The organism is Caballeronia sp. GAFFF2, from assembly GCF_023631485.1.
In the GTDB taxonomy this organism is placed as follows: domain Bacteria; phylum Pseudomonadota; class Gammaproteobacteria; order Burkholderiales; family Burkholderiaceae; genus Caballeronia.
In genome coordinates, this window is record NZ_JALQDA010000028.1 from 179,332 (window position 1) to 203,370 (window position 24,039).

At 59.3% G+C, this 24,039-nt stretch carries 24 protein-coding genes and 1 pseudogene; 13 read left to right on the forward strand and 12 right to left on the reverse strand.

The annotated features are described in order from the left end of the window. The first annotated feature begins 173 nt into the window (after positions 1-173). Positions 174-1,574 carry a GntP family permease gene (locus tag NCT04_RS21325; RefSeq protein WP_250467590.1) on the forward strand — a complete coding sequence of 467 codons (1,401 nt, stop codon included), beginning with the start codon at positions 174-176 and terminating at the stop codon, positions 1,572-1,574. A 28-nt stretch (positions 1,575-1,602) separates the two neighbouring features. Here the strand turns inward: NCT04_RS21325 and NCT04_RS21330 are convergent, their stop codons facing one another. Further along, positions 1,603-2,505, reverse strand: a complete 903-nt coding sequence (locus NCT04_RS21330) for a LysR family transcriptional regulator (RefSeq protein WP_250467591.1) — start codon at positions 2,503-2,505, stop codon at positions 1,603-1,605. A gap of 93 nt (positions 2,506-2,598) precedes the next feature. Between NCT04_RS21330 and NCT04_RS21335 the strand changes: the two genes are divergently transcribed. Further along, positions 2,599-3,357 carry an SDR family NAD(P)-dependent oxidoreductase gene (locus NCT04_RS21335; protein WP_250467592.1) on the forward strand — a complete coding sequence of 253 codons (759 nt, stop codon included), beginning with the start codon at positions 2,599-2,601 and terminating at the stop codon, positions 3,355-3,357. Between the two features lie 70 nt (positions 3,358-3,427). Here NCT04_RS21335 and NCT04_RS21340 read toward each other — a convergent pair whose 3' ends face one another. Both NCT04_RS21340 and NCT04_RS21345 read right to left on the reverse strand, forming a co-directional pair. After that, positions 3,428-3,850 carry an H-NS histone family protein gene (locus tag NCT04_RS21340; protein WP_350029314.1) on the reverse strand — a complete coding sequence of 141 codons (423 nt, stop codon included), beginning with the start codon at positions 3,848-3,850 and terminating at the stop codon, positions 3,428-3,430. 79 nt (positions 3,851-3,929) lie between these two features. Further along, complete coding sequence (locus NCT04_RS21345) at positions 3,930-4,589, reverse strand: NAD(P)-dependent oxidoreductase (RefSeq protein WP_250467593.1); 660 nt, start codon at positions 4,587-4,589, stop codon at positions 3,930-3,932. Between the two features lie 101 nt (positions 4,590-4,690). Between NCT04_RS21345 and NCT04_RS21350 the strand changes: the two genes are divergently transcribed. The 5 genes from NCT04_RS21350 (at position 4,691) to NCT04_RS21370 (ending at position 9,253) form a co-directional block, all read left to right on the forward strand. Continuing rightward, complete coding sequence (locus NCT04_RS21350) at positions 4,691-5,638, forward strand: LysR family transcriptional regulator (protein WP_250467594.1); 948 nt, start codon at positions 4,691-4,693, stop codon at positions 5,636-5,638. A gap of 125 nt (positions 5,639-5,763) precedes the next feature. Next, a complete protein-coding gene (locus NCT04_RS21355) occupies positions 5,764-6,579 on the forward strand; it encodes an IclR family transcriptional regulator (protein ID WP_250467595.1) in 816 nt (271 codons plus the stop codon). A gap of 99 nt (positions 6,580-6,678) precedes the next feature. Continuing rightward, positions 6,679-8,043: an MFS transporter gene (locus NCT04_RS21360; RefSeq protein WP_244828885.1), complete on the forward strand. Its 1,365-nt coding sequence runs from the start codon at positions 6,679-6,681 to the stop codon at positions 8,041-8,043. A 54-nt stretch (positions 8,044-8,097) separates the two neighbouring features. Further along, positions 8,098-8,763: a DUF4286 family protein gene (locus NCT04_RS21365; RefSeq protein ID WP_250467596.1), complete on the forward strand. Its 666-nt coding sequence runs from the start codon at positions 8,098-8,100 to the stop codon at positions 8,761-8,763. A gap of 61 nt (positions 8,764-8,824) precedes the next feature. After that, positions 8,825-9,253: a PaaI family thioesterase gene (locus NCT04_RS21370; RefSeq protein ID WP_250467597.1), complete on the forward strand. Its 429-nt coding sequence runs from the start codon at positions 8,825-8,827 to the stop codon at positions 9,251-9,253. 72 nt (positions 9,254-9,325) lie between these two features. Here the strand turns inward: NCT04_RS21370 and NCT04_RS21375 are convergent, their stop codons facing one another. After that, positions 9,326-9,610: a hypothetical protein gene (locus tag NCT04_RS21375; protein WP_244828888.1), complete on the reverse strand. Its 285-nt coding sequence runs from the start codon at positions 9,608-9,610 to the stop codon at positions 9,326-9,328. 295 nt (positions 9,611-9,905) lie between these two features. Here NCT04_RS21375 and NCT04_RS21380 point away from each other — a divergent pair, with 295 nt between their 5' ends. Beyond that, entirely contained in the window at positions 9,906-10,127 is a 222-nt protein-coding gene (locus NCT04_RS21380) for a hypothetical protein (RefSeq protein WP_250467598.1), read from the forward strand. 15 nt (positions 10,128-10,142) lie between these two features. Here the strand turns inward: NCT04_RS21380 and catC are convergent, their stop codons facing one another. From catC to NCT04_RS21395, 3 genes are all read right to left on the reverse strand, one after another. Continuing rightward, entirely contained in the window at positions 10,143-10,421 is a 279-nt protein-coding gene (gene catC, locus NCT04_RS21385) for a muconolactone Delta-isomerase (RefSeq protein ID WP_250467599.1), read from the reverse strand. A gap of 71 nt (positions 10,422-10,492) precedes the next feature. Further along, complete coding sequence (locus NCT04_RS21390) at positions 10,493-11,620, reverse strand: muconate/chloromuconate family cycloisomerase (protein WP_250467600.1); 1,128 nt, start codon at positions 11,618-11,620, stop codon at positions 10,493-10,495. A 104-nt stretch (positions 11,621-11,724) separates the two neighbouring features. Continuing rightward, positions 11,725-12,648, reverse strand: coding sequence for a LysR family transcriptional regulator (locus NCT04_RS21395; RefSeq protein ID WP_244828892.1), 924 nt, complete (start codon positions 12,646-12,648; stop codon positions 11,725-11,727). A 175-nt stretch (positions 12,649-12,823) separates the two neighbouring features. Between NCT04_RS21395 and catA the strand changes: the two genes are divergently transcribed. The 5 genes from catA to benD all read left to right on the forward strand — a co-directional run bounded on the left by catA (position 12,824) and on the right by benD (position 17,537). Continuing rightward, the gene (gene catA / locus NCT04_RS21400) at positions 12,824-13,759 is read left to right on the forward strand and encodes a catechol 1,2-dioxygenase (protein ID WP_244828893.1); all 936 of its coding nucleotides are present in this window, start codon (positions 12,824-12,826) and stop codon (positions 13,757-13,759) included. A 100-nt stretch (positions 13,760-13,859) separates the two neighbouring features. After that, complete coding sequence (locus NCT04_RS21405; protein ID WP_250467601.1) at positions 13,860-15,218, forward strand: SRPBCC family protein; 1,359 nt, start codon at positions 13,860-13,862, stop codon at positions 15,216-15,218. Further along, positions 15,215-15,703, forward strand: a complete 489-nt coding sequence (benB, locus tag NCT04_RS21410) for a benzoate 1,2-dioxygenase small subunit (protein WP_250467602.1) — start codon at positions 15,215-15,217, stop codon at positions 15,701-15,703. The genes NCT04_RS21405 and benB overlap by 4 nt, the downstream gene beginning before the upstream one ends. A 38-nt stretch (positions 15,704-15,741) precedes the next feature. Beyond that, positions 15,742-16,764 carry a benzoate 1,2-dioxygenase electron transfer component BenC gene (gene benC / locus NCT04_RS21415; protein ID WP_250467603.1) on the forward strand — a complete coding sequence of 341 codons (1,023 nt, stop codon included), beginning with the start codon at positions 15,742-15,744 and terminating at the stop codon, positions 16,762-16,764. Continuing rightward, positions 16,761-17,537 (forward strand): benzoate diol dehydrogenase BenD, encoded by a 777-nt coding sequence (gene benD / locus NCT04_RS21420; protein ID WP_250467604.1) that lies wholly within the window; start codon positions 16,761-16,763, stop codon positions 17,535-17,537. Before benC ends, benD begins: the two co-directional genes overlap by 4 nt. A 205-nt stretch (positions 17,538-17,742) precedes the next feature. Here the strand turns inward: benD and NCT04_RS21425 are convergent. From NCT04_RS21425 to NCT04_RS21445, 5 genes and pseudogenes are all read right to left on the reverse strand, one after another. Continuing rightward, a pseudogene (locus NCT04_RS21425) lies at positions 17,743-18,591 on the reverse strand (endo alpha-1,4 polygalactosaminidase); the annotation flags it as partial. 13 nt (positions 18,592-18,604) lie between these two features. Next, positions 18,605-19,978 (reverse strand): exopolysaccharide Pel transporter PelG, encoded by a 1,374-nt coding sequence (gene pelG, locus NCT04_RS21430; RefSeq protein ID WP_250467605.1) that lies wholly within the window; start codon positions 19,976-19,978, stop codon positions 18,605-18,607. Then, positions 19,978-21,615 (reverse strand): GT4 family glycosyltransferase PelF, encoded by a 1,638-nt coding sequence (gene pelF / locus NCT04_RS21435; protein ID WP_250467606.1) that lies wholly within the window; start codon positions 21,613-21,615, stop codon positions 19,978-19,980. Before pelF ends, pelG begins: the two co-directional genes overlap by 1 nt. After that, the gene (locus NCT04_RS21440; RefSeq protein WP_250467607.1) at positions 21,612-22,622 is read right to left on the reverse strand and encodes a hypothetical protein; all 1,011 of its coding nucleotides are present in this window, start codon (positions 22,620-22,622) and stop codon (positions 21,612-21,614) included. The genes pelF and NCT04_RS21440 overlap by 4 nt, the downstream gene beginning before the upstream one ends. Next, on the reverse strand, positions 22,615-24,003 hold the full coding sequence (locus NCT04_RS21445; protein WP_250467608.1) for a PelD GGDEF domain-containing protein: 1,389 nt from the start codon (positions 24,001-24,003) through the stop codon (positions 22,615-22,617). Before NCT04_RS21445 ends, NCT04_RS21440 begins: the two co-directional genes overlap by 8 nt. Positions 24,004-24,039 lie beyond the last annotated feature (36 nt).

Below are 24,039 nucleotides of genomic sequence, written 5' to 3' on the forward strand. Positions count from 1 at the left end.
CGGCACAGAGACATTCCGAATGCATTTGCGGCCTTCATGCATGGTCAAACGAGCGCAAAGCCCTGTGACTACGCGGATGGCACGGAAGCTGCATTTGCCCGCGCGGCGCGCGATCAATCGCGTCGAGGGTCTTCAAGAGAGACCCGTGATAACAAAACATCAATGGAGACTCCATGTCGTTCATCATCGTGCTCGCCGCCCTGGCGTTCCTGATGCTGGCCGCTTATCGCGGTTACAGCGTCATTCTTTTCGCGCCGATCGCCGCTCTCGCGGCTGTTCTGCTGACCGATCCGGCAGCCGTCGCGCCCGTGTTTTCGGGCATCTTCATGGAGAAGATGGTTGGCTTCGTCAAGCTGTACTTCCCGGTGTTCCTGCTTGGCGCGGTGTTCGGCAAGGTCATCGAACTGTCGGGATTCTCGGAGTCGATCGTTGCCGCAGCGATTCGCTATATCGGCAAGTCGCGCGTCAATGCGGTGATCGTCGCGGTGTGCGCGCTGCTCACGTACGGCGGCGTGTCACTGTTCGTGGTCGTGTTCGCCGTGTATCCGTTCGCGGCGGAGATGTACAGGCAGAGCAATATTCCCAAGCGCCTGATGCCGGGCGCGATTGCACTCGGCGCGTTCTCGTTCACGATGGATTCGCTGCCGGGCACGCCGCAGATTCAAAACATCATCCCGACGACGTTCTTCAAGACGACTGGCTGGGCCGCGCCGTGGCTCGGCGTGATCGGCTCGGTGTTCATCATCGTGGTGGGACTGACGTTTCTCGAATGGCGCCGCCGCCGCGCGATGGCCACGGGCGAAGGCTACGGCACCTCGCTCGTGAACGAGCCTGAGCGCGTCGAGTCGACCAATCTGCCGAATCCGGCGCTGGCGATTGCGCCGCTGATTCTCGTGGGCGTCGCCAACTTCGCGCTCACGAAGTGGATTCCGACGTGGTACGGCGCGAGCTATACCATCGCGCCGGAAGTGCTGCCCGGCGTGCATGCGCCCGTGACCACGGCCGTCAAGACGGTCGTCGCGATCTGGGCAGTCGAAGGCGCGCTGCTGCTCGGCATCGTGCTCGTGTTGCTGACGGCTTTCTCGCGCGTGAAAGATCGCTTCGCCACGGGCACGCGCGTAGCCGTCGCGGGCGCTTTGCTCGCGGCGATGAACACGGCGTCGGAATATGGCTTCGGTGGCGTGATCGCCGCGTTGCCGGGTTTTCTCGTCGTCTCCGATGCGCTGAAGAGCATTCCGAATCCGCTCGTCAATGCGGCGGTATCGGTGAGTTCGCTCGCGGGCATCACGGGGTCGGCGTCGGGTGGCATGAGTATCGCGCTGGCCGCCATGTCCGATACCTTCATCAAGGGCGCCGAAGCCGCACATATTCCGCTGGAAGTTCTGCACCGCGTCGTGGCCATGGCAAGCGGCGGCATGGACACCTTGCCGCACAACGGCGCCGTCATCACGCTGCTCGCGGTGACGGGTCTGACGCATCGGGAGTCGTATCGCGACATCTTTGCGGTGACGGTCATCAAGACGCTCGCGGTGTTCTTCGTGATCGCGGTGTATTACATGACGGGGCTGGTTTGAGAGTTGGAAGTGCTGTTCGCGTCGCGCTTCAGAACGACGCCGAGCGGATGAAATCCAGAAACGCACGCAGCGGCGTCGGCACGTAGCGGTGACCGGAATAGTACAAAAACGGCCCCGGAAACCGCTGCCACCAAGGTTCGAGCACAGGCTCGAGCGAGCCGTTCTCGAAGAACGGCTTCATCCAGTCGTCGAAGAGTTGCACGATGCCGCAACCCGCCAGCGCGGCATCTATTCCAAGATCGGTTGCGGCGCCCGCTCGAACGATGAGCGGGCCGCTCGGCTCGACGCGAATGTGCTCGCCGTCGCGCTCGAATTCCCATGTGGTCATCGCGCCGCTCGCGAAGCGATAGCGCACACACGCATGCTGCAAGAGTTCGCTCGGATGCTGAGGACGACCGCGACGCTCCAGATAAGCGGGTGACGCACCGAGCGCCATTCGTTGCTCGCGCGGACCGATAGGAACGGCGATCATGTCCTGCTCCAGACGTTCGCCGTAGCGGATGCCTGCGTCGCATCCTTCCGCCATCAGGTCGATGAAGCCATCGTCGGCAATCACCTCCAGTTCGATATCCGGGTAAGCCGCGAGAAACGCCGGCACCAGGCGCGGCAGGATGAGTTTGGCCGCGACCACCGGCACATTCAGCTTCAACTTGCCAACTGGCTTGTCCCGAAAGCCGTTCACCACGTCGAGCGCTGCGTCGAGGCCATCGAGCGCGGGCTTGAGTCGAGCCAAGAGACGCGCACCCGCTTCGGTCGTTGTGACGCTGCGTGTCGTGCGATGAAGCAAACGCACGCCGGTGCGGGCTTCGAGACGGCGCACCGCTTCGCTTACGCCGGAAGGGCTGCTGCCGATGGCGCGCGCGGCATCGCGAAAACCGCCCGCTTCGACGACGGCCACGAATGCTTCCAGTTCCTTGAGGTTGGGTCCCATTGTTCGCTCTTTCAGTACACCCTGTGCAGACTCGAGCACGTTATCTTTCGAGGCTCGGTTGGCTATTCTGTCTCCTGTCACAGGAGAGCAAACATGTCCGCAGAAAAGATTGCGATTGTCACCGGCGGCAGCCGGGGCTTAGGCCGAAACACAGTGCTGAATCTCGCCAAGCGAGGCGTCGATATTATCTTTACTTATCACCGGAATCGCGAGGAAGCTGAAAACGTCATCCGATCCGTGTCCGATCTCGGTCGAAAAGCAGTGGCGCTTCAGCTAGACACCGGAAACGTCGGCGCCTTCGATAGCTTTATCGGCAAGGTCCGCGAAACTCTGGCCGAATGGAAAGCAGAACGCTTCGATTTCCTCATCAACAACGCGGGTACATCACATCACAACAGCATCGAGAAAACGACCGAGGAAGAATTGGATGGCCTATATAACGTGCACTTCAAAGGCGTGTTCTTTTTGACGCAGAAACTGCTGCCGCTTATTCGCGACGGCGGGAAGATCGTCAACTTGTCTTCCGGGCTGACGCGAATCATCGTACCGGAAAGCGGCGCTTACGGCTCGCTTAAGGGCGCGGTCGAAGTATTGACGAAATACATGGCGAAGGAACTCGCGCCGCGCCGGATCGCAGTAAACGTGGTCGCGCCTGGTGCTATTCAGACGGATTTCAGCGGCGGAATAGTTCGGGATAGTGCCGAGTTGAATAAGCGCATTGCCGACATGACAGCGCTGGGCCGTGCCGGATTGCCCGACGACATTGGCCCGATGATCGCGTCGCTGCTCTCCGAAGATAATCGGTGGATCAACGCTCAGCGTATTGAAGTGTCGGGCGGCATGGCGATTTAACGCCTACGCATAGGAAAATAGATCGCTGCGCCCGTGGTTCGAAGCGGGCGCGGGCGAGCTTTCTTTCGACTTAATGCTTTTCGGGGAATAGCGCGGCTTGAACCATCGCGCGGACATTTTCGCCCTTGTCGACGAGAAACTCGTCGCGGTCTTTTCCGGCAATCCATTGCGGCGCGCGGCCGCGGCCGCTCCAGGTCGCGCCGCTCACCGGGTCGCGATATTTCGCCGGGGCGTCGGCGCGCTGGGCGCCCGACTTCGGACCAAACAATTCGTTAAGCGAAATACCGTACTGTCGCATCTTCTGAACGATTTCCTTCAGTACGAGCTGCGTCTCTTGTTCTTTTGCTTCGTTCAACTGCCGCTCCAGCGCTTGCTGCTGCGCGACGAGGCGGGTAATTTCAGGGTTTTGATAAGCCATGTGCGTAGTATTTGTTCGATGAGCCGTATCGCCATCGATGCGTGGAGTAGAAGCATTATAAGACTTCTCGCGCAAGCCATGGACTCGAAACGAGTCTGCTCGTCCGTTTTGCGTCTTACGTCCACGCATGGAATCTCGCAGCGGCTTCGAATGCTCAAAGTTCGCGCGCAACCGTGAATCTGGTTCTGACGTGTTTTGGATTCTCCAGTTCATCGACCACTGCGACCGCTAAATCGGCGACGGAGATGCCGGCCGGCTTGTCGCCATCCATTAAAAGGTTCTCCGAGCCAAGTCGATAAGAACCCGTGCGCTCACCTTCTTCGAGAAAAGCGGGCGGGCTTACGAAAGTCCAATCCAGGACCGTGTTGCCGCGAATTGCATTGAGCGCGTCGCGGGCGGCGGTTGCGCCCGGAATGATGTTCGCCGGCACATGCGAACTGAACTCGTCGGTATCGATGAGTTGCACGCCAGGCGCGACGAACAGGCTCGCGGCGCCGCCAATGACCACATAGCGCCGAACGCCGCTTGCCTCGACGCCGCGAACGATTGCCGAATTGCCGCGAGTGAAGTTCTCGAACAGTTCGGGGTCGTTCCATCCGGGGTTGAACGCGGACACCACGGCATCGTGACCGCGCACGGCGTTCGCCACCGACTCCCACGAATACGCGTCGCCGACAACGACTTTGAGACGCTCGGACGACGCCGCGCTTGCGGCGTTGCGAAGCAATACCGTGACCTCGTGGCCTCGTTGAAGAAGTTCTTTCTTGAGATGCGTTCCAACAAAACCGGTCGAACCAATGAGAGCGACTTTCACGTGACATCCTCTAAAAAAATAGCGATACGAGGATGCTAGCTTCTCAAGCAGCGATTTATAATCCGCCGAAAACGACAATCAAATTTAAGTCACACTTCAAAATGAATGATCTTCGGCCGTTCGTGATCTTCGCGGAGACCGTCTCCCACGGTTCCATGAGCGCTGCCGCTGCGCGTCTAGGGATGAGTGCATCGGCGGTGAGTCAGGCAATCAAGGCGCTTGAACGGGAATCCGGTGTGACCTTGCTTCATCGGTCGACGCGCAAATTGACGCTGACCGAGGACGGCGAGCGCTGTTACGCCCATTGCCTGAGGTTGATCGAGGCGTGGAAAGCAGCGTCCGAATCGCTCGCTCAGGCACGGGACGCGCCAACCGGCGAATTGCGCGTCGCCGCGCCGATTGGCTTCGGGTCGTATATCGCGCCCGCGCTGGCTCCGGTCCTTTCCACGTGGCCAAAGTTGCGACTGCGCCTTTTGGTCAGCGACGAGATGGTCGATCTCATCGATGCGCGCGTCGATATCGCCATTCGCGTTGGCAAGCTCGCGGATTCCGGTTGGGTCGGCCGTCCACTCTGCGAACTCGAAACGATTCTCTGCGCCTCGCCGGCGTACTTGCAGCGTCACGGCACGCCGCAAAGTCCGCAAGAACTGACGACGCATCATTGGATATCGCTGGAACGCGAACTGGACGAATCCGGCCAGAACGCCAGCACGCCCGACGATGACGCACCTTCGCTCGTCCTCGATTTGCAAGGAGACAAGCGCGTGAAAGAGACGGTGCGCGCGCCAGTGCGCATTGCAAGCACTACACAACCCACGGTTCAACAGATCTGCGAACAAGGTTTAGGCATTGCGCGCTTGGCATATATCGACGCGCAAAGCTCGATCAAGCGTCGGACGCTCGTTCATGTGCTTCCAGACTGGCGGCTTCCTGTGCTACCGGTGACGTTGGTATCGCCGAAGAAGAGCACCGAGCCTGCGAAGGTTCGCGCAGCGGTCGAAGCGTTGAAGGCTTACTTCACCCGTCTTCCGTCGACTCGGGATAGGTGAACACCCCGCGCCCCAAAAACATCCAAAACATAAAAGTGAAAAGAGTTTGCAATTTGCAAAGACTTTTCACTAGAATGGCACGCATACCCCGAGTCGACGAACAACAACCGTCCGATGCCCCGACCATGAGCGCCGTCGCTGAACGCATTCTTCGTGTGCTGGAAGAGCTTGCCAACTCGCCGGAGGGCAAGACGCTCTCCGAGTTGTCGACGAGTCTCGACCTGCCCATTACGGCGACGCACCGCTTGCTCGCCGACCTCATGGAGCAGGACTACGTTCGCAAAGACGAACGGCGCGGGGAGTTCACGCTGACCATGAAGATGCCGTCGCTCGGACTGCGTTTCTTGAGCGCGGGCGGCGTCGTCGATATTGCGCAGCCCATTCTGGAGCGTCTCGCATCGACATCGGGAGAATTGGTGCGGCTTGCAATCGTCGATGGCGAACAACTGATCTATGTCGCGAAGGCGCAAGGCGCGCGGCAAGGCATTCGCTACGACCCGGAGATGGGACGCCCCGTTACGTTGTCCTGCAGTGCGGCGGGAATGATTTGGCTCGCGGGCAAGAGCGACGAAGAAGTCATGCGGCTCGTATCGAAACAGGGATTCGGCGTGCCGTCGGATTTCGGCCCGAACGCGCCCACGACGTTCAAGGCACTGATTCCGCATATCGATGCCGCCCGCACCAACGGCTATGCAACCACGCACGACATGTTCTTGCCTGCGATGAGCTCGATGGCGACAACCGTGCATGCCGAGAACGGCGAGGTTCGCGCAATTCTGATCATCGCGGGACCCATGTCGCGATTGACCGACGCAAAGATGAAAGAGCTCGTGCCGTCATTGATGTCGACGTCGAAAGAGCTGTCTGAAGCAAGCGGAGTGTCGCCCATGCTTCGTCAGGCGATGAAAGGCCCTAACTTCGCGGTCAGCATCGCTAGTTGATGCGCGGCGAAACAAAGCGTTGAAAACGCGTCCTCATTAAATCGTATAACTAAATATATAACCCGAAGATCGGTTCTGACACATCAGGAGGAGACACAAATGGGAATGGAAAACGCGGACGGCTCGCAACGCTCCATGGCGAATCGCGCGGTAAGCGCCGCCACGCTCGGAACGGCGCTCGAATGGTTCGACTTCACGCTTTACGGTTCGGTCGCGGCCACGGTGCTTCCCAAACTCTTCTTCCCGAGCATGGAGCCAAACTCCGCGCTGCTGGCGTCGCTCGCGACCTTCAGCGTGGGTCTCGCGGCACGGCCGCTTGGCGCCATCATTTGCGGCCATTTCGGCGACAAGATCGGACGGCGCAACCTCATGCTCGGCACAGTCTCGGTGATGGGCATTACCTCCGTGTTGATGGGCCTGCTTCCGACTTATCTGCAGATCGGCATGCTCGCGCCCATTCTGCTCGTCGTCTTGCGCATCATCCAGGGATTCGCGCTCGGTGGCGAATCCACCGGCGGACAACTGATGGCGCTCGAACACGCGCCCGCGGACCGGCGCGGAAAATATTCCGGCTTGATCGGCATGTGTGCGCCGCTGAGTCAGATCCTCGCGAATGCCGTTCTGTTGATTCTATCCGCAACAATGAGCGCCGATGCCTTCACGAGTTACGGCTGGCGCATTCCCTTCGTCATGAGTTTCCTGCTCGTGATCGTCGGCATCTACATTCGTCTGCGCGTGTCGGAAACGCCCGCATTCGTGCAGATGAAGCAGTCTGCGGTAGCCAACGTAAGCAGCCCGCTCAAGGACGCGTTTCGTCTTCACTACAAGACCATCATTCGCATGATGCTCTTCTTCTGCGGCCCCACGGCACTGTTCTATCTTGCGGTCGTGTTCACGCTCGGTTATCTAACGAACTCGCTCGGCGTGCCGAAGCAGACTGGGTTCACGCTGCTAATGATCGGCAACGCATGCGCAATCGCCGGTTCCATTCTCGGCGGATTGTTGAGCGACCGCATCGGCCGAAAGCGCGCGTTGCTCATCGCATCCGCAGCGACGTTCGTCATCATGATGTTCTACTTCCCGCTGCTCGCCACGAAGAACTTTGCGACGATGGCGATCGCCATGGGCCTCTTCATGGGCTTCGTTCAGGTTCAGACGGGCATTCAGCCGGTCGCGTTTGCGGAAGCCTTCCCGACGAACGTCCGATACTCGGCATCGGCACTCGCGTTCACCGGCGCAAGCCTCTTCGCAGGCGGCCCGATTCCGGTTGTCGCCACGTGGCTTTTGAATCTCAGTCACGGCTCGCCGTGGACATTGGTCGCACTCGTGGCGTCGTTGAATGCGCTGTCCTTTTGCATGATCGCGATCGGACCGGAGACGAAAGGCATCGACATGAATCGGCTCGATTCCACCGACGACGTCATCGGCAAACAGAATTCGAGCGCACATCAGGCTACTTACTGAGACGCGTGGAATCACGCCTCCATCCACCATTCAATCGATACCGCGAGAAAACACATGACCGATCGACACACAGGTTTGCTCGCCATTTGGAGCACGATCGAAGCACACAACGAAACCGATTACTTGCACTGGCTCACGCGTGAACATGTCTTCGAGCGGGTAGGCGTGCCGGGATTTCGTTCGGGCCGCGTATTCAAGCGTCGCGCAAGCAAGCCTTCGGAATACCTCATGCTCTACGAGCTCGACACTGCGAACGTGATGTCGAGTACCGGCTATCTTTCGCGTCTCAACGACCCGAGCGAATGGACGCAACGAATCATGCCGAACCTGATGCGCTTCCGGCGTGGCGGGGGTTCAGTGGTGCTGAAGGGGGGTCATGTCGGCGGGTATGGAAGTCATATCGCCATCGCACGCTTTGAAGACATCATGCCGGACGAGTTGACCGGTTCGACAGGGCAAGAACTGATCGACGCTTTGGCCCGGCTCGACTGGGTCGTCACCGTTCAGGCGATGACGGTACAAACCGACGGAACGTCCATTGCCACACGAGAAAAGTCGATGCGGCGTAGTCAGGAAGGCGCTTTCTGCGGGCTGCTCGTGATTGAGGCGCTCGATCATGCATCGCTCGATAACGCCATTACTCACGCAACTCGCGTGCTTCCGACGACCGAAGGAAAATTCGAGTTGTTCGACGCCATCTTCAGTTGCCATAAGCCTTGAGGCGCACGAGCCTAAGTGCCGTTAGACTAAAGGCATCCCCGGCCTATCCATAACGCGCGACATGAACGATATCGAATCGAGAATTTCATCGAGCTTCTTTGCTCAAGGCTTGATGAAAACGCTTGGCGCCACATTGATGTCGGTATCCGAAGGCGAAGTCCGAATCAGTCTGCCCTTTTCAGCGGCTTTATCGCAGCAGCAAGGCTTCGCTCATGCCGGTGTGATTACGAGCATCGTGGACAATGCTTGTGGCTATGCCGCTTTAACCAAGGCACCGGAAGGGCACGACGTGGTGACGGCGGAATTCAAGGTGAATTTTCTGCGGCCCGCAATAGGAGCGTCGTTTCTAGCCGTGGGCAAGGTCGTCAACGCGGGCAGGCTTCTGACTGTTTGTACCGGCGAGGTGTTCGCTATTGGCGATGCTCAATCGGCGCCGAAGTTGATAGCGGTGATGCAGGCAACCATCGCTACGGTTTCCTCGAAGGCATGAAGCACCGTTGAAAGCCGGCGGCCCTGGTGAGATCAGGAACCACTGGCAATGTGTCATCGTTCAATTAAAGCTTTAAACGTAGGCTTCGCGCTGCCACGGTCCCCACTCACCGCCCATCGCCTTGGTGCGCGTGTACGTTGCGCTTTGGCCTGTCGGCGTGTCCGAGGCATCGTCGGCCTGCACTGCATCCGTGGTGTGAAGCGCAAAGGCCTGGCGGTCGTGCGTATCGACAGTTACGCGTCCAATCGGACCCTTGACGGGTTCCGCATCGCCCTCTTGCGATGATTCAAGCAACGCGAGGTAAGGTGTCAGGCGTCCCCAAAAGTCGGTGAGCTCTTCCTGTACGTAACGCGTCATAAAGTGTCTCCCAAAGCCCTCTAGCTTACCGCACATCGCGCAAACGTCCTTCTTTGTCGGAAGATGAGTCGAGACATTGCGTCGGAGCGTGCGACTTCAAACGCCCGTCGCCATTCCCGTAAGTAGCCTTTCGACGGCCGCGCCGATGTGTGGTGTAGCGAATAGAAACCGCAGGCCTGTGACGTTACTTTGGTACACGAGAAGCATGGCCCACGCGTCCGAGGATGCAAGCGGATCCGTGACGTCCCGACAACGTAACGCCATTGAAGCAACCGTTAGAAAAGCAGCCAGAGCCATGCCTACGACCAACAAATACCTCTCTGAGAACTCGCAAGTGCGAATTGGCCTCGTCACGCAAGGCCACATTTCGACTATCGAGTGCATGCTGGAAGGCGGAGCGGCGTGGCCCGACATCGGCCGCGCAATCAACTGGGACCCCGCGGCCGCGGCTCAGGATTATGCAATCTACGCGTTCACGCAGCTTAGGCGCTTGCGTCAGGGGGCTAAAGATCACTAATCGCGTGAGTCGCGGCTAGCGAATAGAAGAAGGATGATGCGCCAGCGCAGTCACCTGCATCGTCATGAACGGAAACAAAGGCAACGCGGACAAGATCGTATGAAGCTCGTCATGCGAGTCCACGTCGAAGACGCTGAAATTCGCGTACTCACCAACCACGCGATGCAACTGCTGCCACTTCCCTTCACGCTGCAATTGCTGCGAATACGCCTTCTCGCGAGCCTTGATGTCTTCAGCTTGCGCTTGCGGCATGTCGTGCGGCAGATGCACGTCCATTCTTACGAGATACAGCATATTTCCTCCTAAGCGGCGACGCTGATTCCGCATGCGAAAACAAGCGTCATGTCTCATCCGGCAATGAACCTTCAGGCCTTCTTGTCGCGACGATAAAACGCCAGCTTTTCCTCGTCGATTTGCAGCCCCAGCCCCGGACCTGCCGGCATATGCAGATCGAAGTCGCGATACTGCGGACGAGCGGTCACAATGTCGTCCTTGAGCAATAACGGCCCAAAGAGCTCCGTACCCCAAGCGAGTTGCGGAAGCGCGCTAAAGCCATGTGCGGAAGCAACGGAACCGATACTCCCTTCTAGCATCGTCCCGCCGTAAATCAGCACGCCCGCTGCATCGGCAATCGCAGCCGTGCGCATCATGCCGAAGATGCCGCCGGACTTCGCGATCTTCAGCGCGAATACATCGGCGCATGCGTCGCGCACGAGTTCGAGGGCATCTTCGGGACCGGTCACGCTTTCATCGGCCATGATGGGCACGTTGAATCGCGCGGCGAGCCGGGCAAGCGCGCCGCGATGCTCACGCGGCGTCGGTTGCTCGACGAGATCGACGCCCGCCGCTTCCAGCGCTGCAATGCCGAGCGTGGCATCGACTTCGCTCCATGCCTGATTGACGTCTACCGTTACCTTGGCCCGGTCACCCAAAGCCGACTTTATCTTCGAGACATGGGCCACGTCATCGCGCACGCCGCGGCGGCCGATCTTCAGCTTGAACACATTGTGGCGGCGTTCGGCGAGCAGCATCTCGGCTTCTTCGATATCGCGATTCGTGTCGCCGCTGGCAAGCGTCCACAGCACCGGCAGCGTCTTGCGAACCGCGCCACCGAGCAACGTGGACACCGGCACGCCAAGGCGTTTGCCTTGCGCATCCAGCAGCGCCGTCTCGATCCCCGACTTGGCGAAGCGGTTGCCACGCGCGACCTTGTTCAGCTTGAGCATGACCGCGTTGATATTGTTCGCGTCCTGTCCGACGAGCGCCGGAGCCAGGTAAGTATCGATGGTCAGCTTGATACCCTCGGGACTTTCCTCGCCGTAAGACAAGCCACCGATAGTCGTGGCTTCGCCGATGCCCTCGATGCCATCGCTCGAACGCAGGCGGATGATGACCATGGTTTGTTGCTGCATCGTCGCCATGGAAAGCTGATGCGCGCGAATGGTCGGCAAATCGACCAGAATCGCCTCGACGGATTCGATGTGAGGGTTCATACCTGGATTGGCGAAGTGGATGGGTTGAACGAAGTATCGAACGGCGAATAACACCTTGTCCAAGACCTTCGACGTCTAATGCCATACTCGCCAGGTATCGAAACTTAGCGCCCTCGGTCGGTGCGAGGCGCGTAAGGCACGTGTTCCTCATCGTAGAGCCGATAAATCAATTCGAGCATCTCGCGAATGTCGCGCGATTCGTCGAGCGCTCGCATGCTCATGATGATGGGCGAAACCAGCGTGGGGTCGTCCAGGTCCTTGTAACTCACATCATCACGCTTGAGGCCATACACACTGCTCGGCACGATCGAGATGCCTTCACCCGCCGCCACGAGACCAAGCGCTATCTGCAGCTCGCGCACTTCGTAAATTCGCCGGGGTTCGAGCGCTCGGTCCTTGAAAGCGGCAAGCACCTGGTCCGCGTAACTCGGGCGAGGCGCCTTCGGATAGACGATCAACGTCTCGTTGAGCAAGTCACGCAGCGCGAGCACCGGCTTGAGAACCGAGAGCGCATGCCCCTGCGGAAGCGCCACGATCATCTTTTCTTCCCGCAGAATGACCCGGCGAATATTCGCGTCTTCATTGCGGATTCGACCGAACCCCACGTCGATATGACCGTCCTTGAGCGCGCGAAGCTGGTCCATCGTCGACATCTCATGCAGGCTCAACTCGACGGTAGGATTTTCGTCGCGAAAGCGGCGGATGATCTTGGGCAGCATGCCGTATAGCGTCGAGCCTACGAAACCAACGGACAAGCTGCGTTCGATATTGCCAACGCGCCTTGTCATCGATTCGAGTTCGGACGTCTGCGCAATCAGCTGCGCGGCATGCGAATAAAAGAACTTGCCCGTCTCTGTCAGCTTGAGCGGCCGCGAGTTGCGCTCGAGCAGTTGAACGCCCAGCGTCTCTTCGAGCTGCTGAATCTGACGGCTCAGTGGCGGCTGCGCGATGTTGAGCCGCTGCGCGGCGCGCGTGAAGTTCCGCTCTTCCGCCACGGCCACGAAATAGCGCAGGTGTCGCAATTCCATTTCTATACCTCCTTGGTATAGCCCGATACCAAATCAGTGTTGGACGGCGGTCTGGCGGCTCATTATTCTGCAATCACACTCTGTTTTCGCCGCCGATCATACCTTCCAAACATTATACGGACTGCGGAAAAACGAGGGTTAACCCCCACCGAACAAGAGATTCAGGAGCAGACAAATGAGCGTCAAAGTGTTCGATTCGAAGGAAGCGCAGGACCTCTTGAAGGCCGCTGCGAATCTCGGAAGCAAGGACGGTAACGCACGCGCCAAGCAGATCACTCATCGCTTGCTGGGTGACCTCTTCAAGGCCATCGACGACCTCGACATGACACCCGACGAGATCTGGGCCGGCGTGACCTATTTCAACAAGCTCGGACAAGATGGCGAGGCTGCACTCTTGGCCGCTGGTCTCGGTATCGAGAAGTATCTCGACATCCGCATGGATGCGGAAGACCGTGAAGCAGATATCCACGGCGGCACGCCGCGCACCATTGAAGGTCCGTTGTACGTTGCCGGCGCTCCGGTGCGTGATGGCGTCTCCAGAATCGACATCAACGCGGACGAAGACGCGGGTCCGCTCATCATCCGCGGCACGGTGACGAGCCCGGATGGCAAGCCCGTACCGAATGCGGTCGTGGAATGCTGGCACGCAAACTCGAAGGGCTTCTATTCGCACTTCGACCCGACGGGCGCGCAAGACGCCTTCAATCTTCGTGGCGCGGTAAAGACGGGTGCCGATGGCAAATACGAATTCCGCACGCTCATGCCCGTGGGTTACGGCTGCCCGCCGCACGGCGCGACTCAGCAACTGCTCGACCTCATCGCGCGCCACGGCAATCGTCCGGCGCACGTGCATTTCTTCGTGACTAGCGACAAGACTCGCAAGCTCACGACGCAAATCAACATCGAAGGCGACCCGCTCATCTGGGATGATTTTGCCTATGCGACTCGCGAGGAACTCGTGCCGCGCGTGATCGGGAAGACGGGCGGTGCTGCGCTGGGACTCAAGTCCGACGCGTACAAGGAAATCGAATTCAACATCGAGTTGACTCCGCTGGTTCAAGGTAAGGACAACCAGCTGGTCAATCGCCCTCGCGTATCTGTCGCGGCTTAACCGCCCGCGCGGCCGCCGCTGTTACGCGGCCAAACCTCTTTCGCAAATTCTTTGAACCGATGCAAGCGCTTCGCACGAAGCCTGCATAGGGAGACGAGTCATGCCCGCAACCATCGATAAAGCGCGACAACTGGACGACTTGCTGAACAACGCCGTTCAGGATGACAAGGAAAGCGGTGTGTTCCGCTGCCGCCGCGATATTTTCACGAACGCCGATTTGTATGAACTCGAAATGAAGCACATCTTCGAGAGTAATTGGGTGTATCTCGCGCACGAGAGCCAGATTCCAGACAACAACGACTACTACACCACGTGGATCGGCCGTCAGCCGATCGTCATCACGCGTGACAAGGTTGGCGAATTGCACGCCGTCATCAATGCTTGCGCACACAAGGGTGCGATGCTCTGCCGTCGCAAGCATGGCAACAAGGGCAGCTTCACGTGCCCGTTCCACGGCTGGACGTTTTCCAACGCAGGCAAGCTATTGAAGGTCAAGGACGAGAAGACGACCGAGTACCCGGTGCAGTTCAATAAGCAAGGCTCGCACGACTTGAAGAAGGTTGCGCGCTTTCAGAACTACCGTGGCTTCCTTTTCGGCAGCCTGAGCGAAGACGTCATGCCGCTCGAAGACTATCTCGGCGAGACCAAGGTCATCATCGATCAGATCGTCTCGCAGGCGCCTGAAGGTCTCGAAGTGTTGCGCGGCAATTCCTCGTACATCTACGACGGCAACTGGAAGATGCAGATGGAAAACGGCTGCGACGGCTATCACGTCAGCACCGTGCACTGGAACTACGCTGCAACCATGGGCCGTCGCAAGGTCGAAGGCACGAAGGCCGTCGATGCCAACGGCTGGAGCAAGTCCGTCGCTGGCGTATATGGCTTCGAGCATGGACATATCCTGCTTTGGACCAACACGATGAATCCGGAAGTGCGTCCGGTGTATCAACATCGCGAAGAGATCGCAGCACGCGTGGGCGACGAAAAGGCGAAGTACATTGTCAATCAGACACGCAATCTTTGCGTGTATCCGAACGTGTTCTTGATGGACCAGTTCAGCACGCAGATTCGCGTGATCCGCCCGATCAGCGTCGACAAGACTGAAGTGAACATCTTCTGCTTCGCACCCAAAGGCGAGAGCGCGGAAAGCCGTGCCATCCGCATTCGTCAATACGAAGATTTTTTCAACGTCTCGGGCATGGGCACGAGCGACGACCTCGAAGAATTTCGCGCGTGTCAGGCGGGCTATGCGAGCACGACATCGATGTGGAATGACATGTCGCGCGGCGCGCCGCTATGGGTGCATGGACCCGATGCAAATGCAAAAGGCATGGGACTGAAGCCGCTTATCTCGGGCGAGCGCAGCGAAGACGAAGGGCTCTTCGTGGTGCAACACGAGTACTGGATGCACGTCATGCGCGAAGCTCTACGCAAGGAACAGACGGAGGCGACGGTATGAGCATCGACTATCAAAAGGTCTGTGCCGCGCTCTATCAAGAGGCGCGCTTTCTGGATGACCGTCAGTGGGACGAGTGGCTCGCTTGCTACACAGAAGACGTCGAGTACTGGATGCCCGCCTGGGACGACGATGACAAGCTCACCGACGACCCGCACAGTCAAATCTCCTTGATGTACTACGCCGACCGCGGCGGCCTGGAAGATCGAGTGTTCCGCATCAAGACCGAGCGCAGCGGTGCGTCGATGCCGGAACCGCGCACCAGCCACAACGTGACGAACGTCGAGCTGCTGGCCGAACGCGCGAATGAAGTGGACGTGCGCTACAACTTCAATACGCAGAGCCATCGCTACAAGATGACCGACTATTTCTTCGGCACCATTTTCGTTACCTTCCGCAAGGTGGATGACCGTCTCTTGATTGCCAGCAAGAAGATTGCGTTGAAGAACGACTATATCCGCCAGGTACTCGACGTCTATCACGTCTGAAGCGCTTGATGGGAACGAGACACGAAGCAGGAGACAACATGTCTAGCTACAACATCGCATTGAACTTCGAAGACGGCGTGACTCGCTTTGTCGAATGCAAGGCGGGCGAGAAGGTCCTCGATGCCGCATTTCGAGCCCGGATCAACTTGCCGATGGATTGCTCCGACGGTGTATGCGGCACCTGCAAATGCCGCGCGGAAAGCGGCGCGTACGACCTCGGCGACGACTATATCGAAGACGCGCTAAGCGACGACGAAAAGGAAACCGGCCTTGTCCTCACGTGCCAGATGGTGCCGCAAAGCGACTGCGTGATTGCAGTGCCGGCATCGTCAGTAGTGTGCAAGACCGAGCAAAGCAAATTTGCCGCGACCGTCGCGAAGGTTGAACCGCATAACGACGCAGCCGTCGTGCTCGAATTCGATGTCGAAGCTGCCGCGCCTGTGTTCCTCGCCGGTCAATACGTCAATATCGATGTGCCGGGCAGCGGGCAGCATCGCTCCTATTCGTTCTCTTCCGCGCCTGGTGAAAGCAAGGTCAGCTTCCTGATCAAAAAGATTGCGGGCGGCGTAATGAGTACCTGGCTCGAATCCGCGCAGCCGGGCGACAAGACCCAATTGACAGGGCCGCTGGGTAGCTTCTATCTGCGCCCCGTCGAGCGGCCGTTGCTCTTTCTTGCGGGTGGCACTGGTTTAGCGCCCTTCTTGTCGATGCTGGAAGTCTTATACCGGACGAACGCGCAGCAAAGGGTTCATCTCATCTACGGTGTGACGCGAGACCTCGACCTCGTGCAAACCGATGCAATAGCTGCGTATGCCATGAAGCTCCCGCACTTCACTTACAGCACCGTCGTGGCCGATGCCGAATCGAATCATCCACGCAAAGGCTGGGTCACGCAGCACATGTCGGCAGAGTCATTGAATGACGGTGACGTCGATGTCTATCTCTGCGGTCCTCCTCCAATGGTCGATGCCGTGCGCAAGTACTTCGACGATACCGGCGTGAAGCCGAATAGCTTCCACTACGAGAAGTTCACCCCTAACGCCGCGCCGGAGACCGCATGAACACCAACCGATTCGCCGGCAAAGTCATGGTGGTCACAGGCGCGGCGCAAGGGATCGGGCGGGGCGTTGCACTTCGTGCGATCGCGGAAGGAGCGAAGGTTCTATTCGTCGATCGAGCGGACTTCGTGGCGGAAGTCGCCGCTGAAGCACAAAGCGATGATGCGGCTGCGTTTGTCGCCGATCTCGAAACCTACGACGGTGCGGCATCGACGATGGCTTTTGCAAAGAACAGGTTCGGTCGGATCGACATTCTCATCAACGGCGTGGGCGGCGCCATTCGCATGCGCCCTTTCGCGGAGTTCGAGCCCGCGCATATCGATGCGGAGATTCGGCGTTCGCTTATGCCAACGCTTTACGCGTGTCATGCCGTGCTTCCGTACATGCTCGCGCAGGGTTGCGGCACCATCGTCAACATTTCATCGAATGCGACTCGCGGGATTCGGCGCGTACCGTACTCCGCGGCAAAGGGCGGCGTGAACGCGATGACTCAATCGCTTGCGATGGAGTATGGCGCGTACAACATCCGCGTCGTTGCGGCTGCGCCCGGCGGGACAGAGGCACCTCCGCGACGAGTGCCTCGTAACGCCTCAGGCGATAGCGAGCAAGAGAAAGCATGGATGGGCGAGGCGGTCAAGCAGGTCACCGAGTCGACCTTCCTCAAGCGTTACGGCACGCTCGACGAGCAGATAGCGCCGATTCTCTTTCTTGCCTCGGATGAGGCGGCGTATATCACGGGTGCGGTGCTGGCCGTGGCGGGTGGGGATAATGGGTGAGACCAAGGAACACGCTGCTGCTCAGTGTTCGCAATGGCCCCTCACTCCACCGTGACCGACTTTGCCAGAGTCCGCGGCTTATCCACATCCGTGCAGCCCTTCGATCAATACGGGAACGATATTGCGTTGGGTATGGCGCCGACGATGCCATACATGGCTTTGCTCTCTCAGATGATGTTGTTCTTCGTTGCGTTCAATTCGCTGGTAGCGCTCCTGTACCTACCGTGGCGAGCGCGCCATCGGTGACATAGGGCACGATGCCGTCGGCCGCGATGCGTGCGGCCGTCGCGGCCTTGCAATCGGCGTCGGCGGGTGCGCAATAGTCGATCGAAAGGACCGGCAGATGGTATCGATCGCGGATGGTCGTGGCCTGCATCAGCAGCCAGTCGCGGTCGGCCTGCGGTACTTCCGTATAGCGTTGCTTGCCTGCATCCCAGCCGCGATACAGCGATTCGAACGCGACCATCCAGGCTGATTCATGCACTTGAGGCAGCACTTCAAAGCCGCGATTGAAGATCAGCTTCGCTTCCGGATAACGCGCCTTGATGGCGCGAATGACGCGCACGAGTCCCGCTTCCTGTGCCGCACGCGCGGCATCGGTCGTGGCGATCAGCTGATACGAATCGAGCGTATCGAGAAAGAAGCCGCGATAACCCTTCTTCCACAACGGTGCGATAACCTTGTTCACGACGAACGCCGGCCATTGCGCCGCCGTTTGATCCACCACATGCGACGCCCACGCCTGATTCACGCCAGGCATCCACGCAGACGGAATTGCCTTGAAGTAAGCGCGATGCGGATTCACTTCGCCGATGCTCACGTAAGCAAACCACGCCGTGTGCGTATCCGCATGAGCTTGCGGATCGAAATGTGCATCGGGCTCGACTACGACGACATCGAAACCGGTGAGTTCCTCGACAGGCGGATTTGCGCCGTAATACAGCGCGACCGATGGCGTTTGCGCGTGCGCGGCCGTCACCATCGCCCCGAAGGCGGCGATCCGCGCGAAATGCAGCAATGCGCGCAGGCCAGATCGTCGGACGAATTTTTTCATGTCGTTAAGCCACTCAGCCGCGCAGCATGTAAGTCTCGTATTCGAGAGACAGGAACTTGCGGTCGAGCACCTTCACGGCGGCCACCACGACGACGAGCAACGCCAGTGCGAACCCATAGCCGTAGAGATCCGGTCCGAGCCGCAACGTAATGCCCGTGAAAAGGCCATTCAACAGGACGAACGCGCCGGTGAGCTTCATGACGGTGCGTCGTCCATCGAGATAGAAGAAGACGTTGAGCAGGCCGAGCAGCAGCACTTGCAGACTCGCGGACACGACATCGACGACCAAGAGCGGCATATACAAGGGCGAGATGCCGAGCAAGCCCAGCACGCGCTCACCGAACGCAACGATCAGCAGCAGCACCACCGTCTGCACCTTGATGATTTCATAGAGCCCGGCACGCACGCTGCCCACCATCATGTCGCGCATCTCGCTGATATGGCGCAGCGTCGCGCCGCTGCGCACGGCGTCGTAGAACGCGTCGTAGTATTCGACGAAGTCCGCTTCGATACGGACGAGGAACGTCGCCATGCCCGGCATCACGCATACGTAAGCGATAAAAATGGGGATGTCGTAAATCACCGATGCGTTCAGCGGCCCAATGACTCGCGTGCCCGTGCCCGGCGCATACCAGAACATGAACTTGTCGAGCCACACGCCGATATTGAACAGCAAGCCGACGAGCGCGAGACTAGGATAGGCATAACGTCTTTCGAACACTTCGAACGACACGAAGCGCTCGCTGCGATAGTTCCGGTAAATCAAGCCCGACAAACCCGCCAGCAAGACGATATGGCCGGCCACGAAACCGCCCAGCAAACCGATGAGTCCATAGCCGTTCAGTGCGAGCGCAAGACAAACGACGCACGCATAACCCACGGCGAACACGTAAAGAATCTGCCGATACTGCTTCACGCTCGACAGAAAGATCACCGCGATCCAGATATTGCTGACCACCACGAAGCCGGTAATCATCAACAGGCGATAGACGATCGGCTCTTCACGAAAGCCTAGTAACATCGCAACGACCGCAACCACGCTCGAAAGAGCCGAAGACACGAGCACGACGCCGTTGTAATTGGACAGCACGAGGTCATCGCGCTTCTCGAACAAGCGGTCGGAAATGAAGCGCGTGAACGAGAGTTGCAACGGTCCCGTCAATATCAGACTAAGCGCGATCAAATATGTCACCGACACCTGAAACTGCACGATCGCAAACTTCGGTATGACTGAAGCCAGGCTGATGAGCCCGATGATCAAAATGCCGAAGATCGACAGAATGAGCGGACCTGAACTGATCAACCCTGCATAGGCATACGCGCGCGCCACGCCCGCGAGCGTGTCGCGGCGCATGATCTTGCGCAATTCGAAACCAATGCCGGCCATCAGCGTGACTCCTGCGATGCAAGCGGCTCTTTCGCGGCGCCTGCCGGTTTGTGATGATGCATCGGGCATTGCGCGGCGCTGGCCGACATGCCGCTGCGCGCGCGATCCGGCAGTGCCGACAGCCGGTCATACAGCGCGCGATAACGGTCGATCATCTGCTTCTTCGTGTAATAGCGGCGCACGCGTGCGAGGCCGGCTTGTTGTGCGGCTTGCCAGCGCGTTTCATCCGCGAGCAAGGACAGCACGGCCTGCGCGAACGCGGCCGGGTCCGCAAGCTGCACGACGCCGCCCGCCGATCCGAGCGCGCGATCTTCCTCATCCACGCCTTCGATCAATTGGCGGCACGACCCGACATCCGTCGTGATGGCGGGCACGCCCGCTGCGAAACCTTCGAGCACCACGAGCGGCAGCGCTTCGCTGATCGAGGTCAGTGCGATGACATCGACTTGCGGCAGCATGTCGTCAATACGCTGAAAGCCGAGAAACCTGAGATTGCGGCTCAAGCCGAGACTCTCCACCAATGCGCGGCATTCGAGCGCATAAGCGGGATCTTCTTCTTCCGGTCCGATGATCCAGCCTTCCAGGTCCGGCATGCTGCGCGACGCGATGAAGATCGCGCGAATGAAAGTCTTGATGTCCTTGATCGGCACCACGCGTCCGATCAGCGCAACCACGCGATTCGAACGCGGCTTGCGTTGCGCGACGAGCGGCCCGAGCGCATCGACGTCGATGCCGTTGGGGATACACTGCGTGCGCTCGGCACGCGCACCGTCCGTCACCTGACGCTGGCGATTCGCTTCGTAGAGCGCGACGATATCGTCGGCGGCGTCGTAGGCAAGCTTGCCGATCGCTTCGAAGAAACGCACCCACAGTTCGCGGAAGTAACTCACCCGCGAGATGTCGCGTTCGAACACACCGCGGTTGTCGCGAATCCACTGGCTTTGCAGCAAGTCGATCTTGCGTTCCTTCGTATAGATGCCATGCTCGGAGATCAGCAAGGGCCGTCCGGTACGGTAGTGCATCAACGCGCCGAGAAAGCCGCTATATCCCGTCGATACCGTGTGATAAACCTTGGCCGGCAACAACTGCTCCGCCACGCGCGCAAGCTGCCACAGCGGCTTGTGCATGATACGCACGGTCCAGAAGTAATCGGTAAAGGACGGGTCCGTGCAGAACTGCTCGTATTGATCGACGATGGTATGCCACGCCGCGCGACTCGTGAGGAACTGCTCTTCGTTGAGCGCGCCGCTCGTGCCGATCATCGGGATCATGTCGGCGAGCAACGCGCCAGCATCGCGGCCGTTACGCGGGTCGCGCAAGGTGTCGTGCAACTGCTGCGAGCGCACGAATGCGGCGCTGTCGCCAGCGGCCGCGCGCGGCGTGAAATCCGCCGTGGTCGGCTCGTACAGGTAATGCGTTTCGATATGCACGACGTTGTCGGGCAATGCATAAGCGACGCCCGCATAGTCCGACTTCTGACTGCCTATGAAGACGATCGCGAAGCGTGTGTCGGGGTAAGAGCGGATCATCTCGTTGACCCAGCTCGATACGCCGCCGCGCACGAACGGGAACGTGCCTTCGAGGAGAAGGCAGACATCGGCATCGGCGGCGCGGCGGATCGGGAGTTCTTTCATCATGACCAGTACTTCACAACCGGTTTGAGCGTGGGCAACGAAGCGGCATTGCCGAGCGTCGCCAGAAGGCTCGCCACGCGTGAATATTCGCCGCGCAGAAAGTCCGCTTCGGCAAGCCAGGGAACGAGACGTTCGCGCGGAAAGCCGAGCTCGAGCGCGCAGCCAATGTGTTCATGCGCTTCATCGGGCAAGCCGCTTGCGAGCGCCAAACGTCCGCGAATGAGCCACAGTGCGGCATCCGATGAATCGGTTTCGAGCGCGGCCTGCGCGTAGCGGTCGGCTTGCTGCAGCGTGTGCTTATAGACCGCGCCTTGCACGAGATTCTGGTACACGAGCTCGAAGTAGAGTTCGGCAAGCAGTCGATTCAGCGCGTGACGCTCGGCCGGCTTCTCGGTTGCTTCGAGCGTTTTGCTCGTTCTGAAGATTTTCTGCATGATCTCGTTCTCGGCATGGTCCAACGTGCCGTATGCAATCAGGCGAATATCTTCCAGGGGATCGGCGAGCAAGTCGCGCAGCAAGGTGCCGGTGGTGCGGGTCGGCATGCTCTGGATGGCAACCAGCGCGGACAGTCGATCCGTCGATGCCACCTGCGTGTTCGCAAGACGTGCCTGCAAGCGCGCGCCGCCGCCATGCTGAACGCGCGATACCAGATACGTGACGAACTTGGGACGCGCGACATCGTCGAGTTCGCCGCTTTCCTTGAGCGCGGGAAAGAGCGCTGCCCAGATGCAGCTCACGAGCACCACGACGCCACCCAAGAGCGGTACGAACGTGCACGCAAGCCACAACGAGAGCAACGACCACGCGAGCGGCTCGCGATAGTTTTGTGGCAACCAGGCGCGAAACGCAACGGCTTCGGCCAGACCCGCTGCGGCCTGCCAAGCCAGGAAGCGCATGAGCGGATCGAACGCGCCCGGCGCCTGCATCAGGCTCGCAATCGCAAGGTATTGCACGATTCCCGCGACGATAGCCGCAAGCGCGCCGAGGAGGAGTGAGGACCCTTTAGACATCGAGGCCACTTCGCTTGAGAAGACGCTTGAGCGCCGCGCCAGGTTCCTCGCCTCCGAGATGCAGCGTATGCACGCCAACGCGCGCGCCTTCGAGGTCGGTATTGAACTGCGCTTTCAGACTTGCTTCGATACGCGCGAGATAGCCGTCGATGCCGGTCGTATCCGTTGCGGGCATGAGATTGAGCAGCACGGATTGCCGCGGCGTCTGCACGGGCCACATGACGTCGAGCGAACGGCGGCGGCGTATGACGTGTTCGAAGAGTTCATCGCCTTCTTCATCGCGCGGAAACACGAGCGCGACCAGCGAGGAAGCCACGCCCGCCTTCTTCTGCAGACGCGTCAGACGGCCGAGATCGAGCGCGAATTCATGCGGGCAATCGGGTACCTGATCGACGATGCGCTGCACGAAGGACGCGTGCGCCACGCCATCGGCGTAGTAACCCAACAGCACCAGCAGGAGTTGCAGATTGTCGAAGTTGAGCGACAGGAACGGCATGCGCTTGATGACGAGCAACGCACGCAATTCGCCATCGGCGGAAACCAGTGGCGCGCAGACGAGATACTCGCTGACCGGCACGGTCGAATCGACGTTCTTCAGATGCGCGACGTTTTGCGTGGCGAGCGCATGCATGACGAGTTCATCGTCGAGCTTGAGCGTGAAGGCATCGCCGAGTTGGGCGATCGGCTCCATGCCCAGTTTGCCGCGATGCACCGGAAAAAGCGCGGCCACTTCAATTTGACATGCTTGCGCGATGAACTCGAGCAGGCCATCCGCGCCGCGCATCGATGAATCGTTCTTCGCCGTGTCGCCGGCGACGGAAAGCCGCCGCAACTCGGTGATCGAATCGCGCAACGTCGTCGGACGCGACAGCAGATCCTTCTCAAGCCGCTCATGCGAAAGACGCAGCAAGTAGTGACTGTTGGTCAACGCAACGAGGCGGTCGTTCAGATAATCGTTCAGCGACGATGCACGTTCCGCGCGGCTGCCCCACGTATCGCCGAAATGACCGGCAAGGATCGTCTGACAAAGACCGCCCGCGAAATACAACGCGGGAAACGTGCCGCCCGGCGGATAGAACAACTCCCACACACCGAACATGATGGAGCTGGACAGCAAGCCAAGCAGCGTACCGTAGCGCAACGCGACGAGCAGCGGCACCATCCATAGCCACGGAAAGCCGCCGCGCACGAGTAAGGGATCGTCATGCTGAAGCCAGCGCGCGACAGACAGCATGATGAGCATCAGCGCGACGCTTTCGACGATAGCGAAGGGCCGCGCCACCGCGGGCGCGAGAAAGCGGCGCACGCGGCCCAGATTGCCGAACGGATGCGCGTGGCGCTTGGCGGCGCCCGGGTTGGTTTCGACGGCTGCGGTATTCACGGCCATTTCCTTTTCTTGTCTCGTGCTTATTTCGTA

Bases quoted from the DNA above. Each gene is read 5' to 3' on its own strand.
- NCT04_RS21325 (WP_250467590.1), top strand. From the start codon at position 174: ATGTCGTTCATCATCGTGCTCGCCGCCCTGGCGTTCCTGATGCTGGCC.
- NCT04_RS21330 (WP_250467591.1), bottom strand. From the start codon at position 2,505: ATGGGACCCAACCTCAAGGAACTGGAAGCATTCGTGGCCGTCGTCGAA.
- NCT04_RS21335 (WP_250467592.1), top strand. From the start codon at position 2,599: ATGTCCGCAGAAAAGATTGCGATTGTCACCGGCGGCAGCCGGGGCTTA.
- NCT04_RS21350 (WP_250467594.1), top strand. From the start codon at position 4,691: ATGAATGATCTTCGGCCGTTCGTGATCTTCGCGGAGACCGTCTCCCAC.
- NCT04_RS21355 (WP_250467595.1), top strand. From the start codon at position 5,764: ATGAGCGCCGTCGCTGAACGCATTCTTCGTGTGCTGGAAGAGCTTGCC.
- NCT04_RS21360 (WP_244828885.1), top strand. From the start codon at position 6,679: ATGGGAATGGAAAACGCGGACGGCTCGCAACGCTCCATGGCGAATCGC.
- NCT04_RS21365 (WP_250467596.1), top strand. From the start codon at position 8,098: ATGACCGATCGACACACAGGTTTGCTCGCCATTTGGAGCACGATCGAA.
- NCT04_RS21370 (WP_250467597.1), top strand. From the start codon at position 8,825: ATGAACGATATCGAATCGAGAATTTCATCGAGCTTCTTTGCTCAAGGC.
- NCT04_RS21375 (WP_244828888.1), bottom strand. From the start codon at position 9,610: ATGACGCGTTACGTACAGGAAGAGCTCACCGACTTTTGGGGACGCCTG.
- NCT04_RS21380 (WP_250467598.1), top strand. From the start codon at position 9,906: ATGCCTACGACCAACAAATACCTCTCTGAGAACTCGCAAGTGCGAATT.
- catC (WP_250467599.1), bottom strand. From the start codon at position 10,421: ATGCTGTATCTCGTAAGAATGGACGTGCATCTGCCGCACGACATGCCG.
- NCT04_RS21390 (WP_250467600.1), bottom strand. From the start codon at position 11,620: ATGAACCCTCACATCGAATCCGTCGAGGCGATTCTGGTCGATTTGCCG.
- NCT04_RS21395 (WP_244828892.1), bottom strand. From the start codon at position 12,648: ATGGAATTGCGACACCTGCGCTATTTCGTGGCCGTGGCGGAAGAGCGG.
- catA (WP_244828893.1), top strand. From the start codon at position 12,824: ATGAGCGTCAAAGTGTTCGATTCGAAGGAAGCGCAGGACCTCTTGAAG.
- NCT04_RS21405 (WP_250467601.1), top strand. From the start codon at position 13,860: ATGCCCGCAACCATCGATAAAGCGCGACAACTGGACGACTTGCTGAAC.
- benB (WP_250467602.1), top strand. From the start codon at position 15,215: ATGAGCATCGACTATCAAAAGGTCTGTGCCGCGCTCTATCAAGAGGCG.
- benC (WP_250467603.1), top strand. From the start codon at position 15,742: ATGTCTAGCTACAACATCGCATTGAACTTCGAAGACGGCGTGACTCGC.
- benD (WP_250467604.1), top strand. From the start codon at position 16,761: ATGAACACCAACCGATTCGCCGGCAAAGTCATGGTGGTCACAGGCGCG.
- pelG (WP_250467605.1), bottom strand. From the start codon at position 19,978: ATGGCCGGCATTGGTTTCGAATTGCGCAAGATCATGCGCCGCGACACG.
- pelF (WP_250467606.1), bottom strand. From the start codon at position 21,615: ATGATGAAAGAACTCCCGATCCGCCGCGCCGCCGATGCCGATGTCTGC.
- NCT04_RS21440 (WP_250467607.1), bottom strand. From the start codon at position 22,622: ATGTCTAAAGGGTCCTCACTCCTCCTCGGCGCGCTTGCGGCTATCGTC.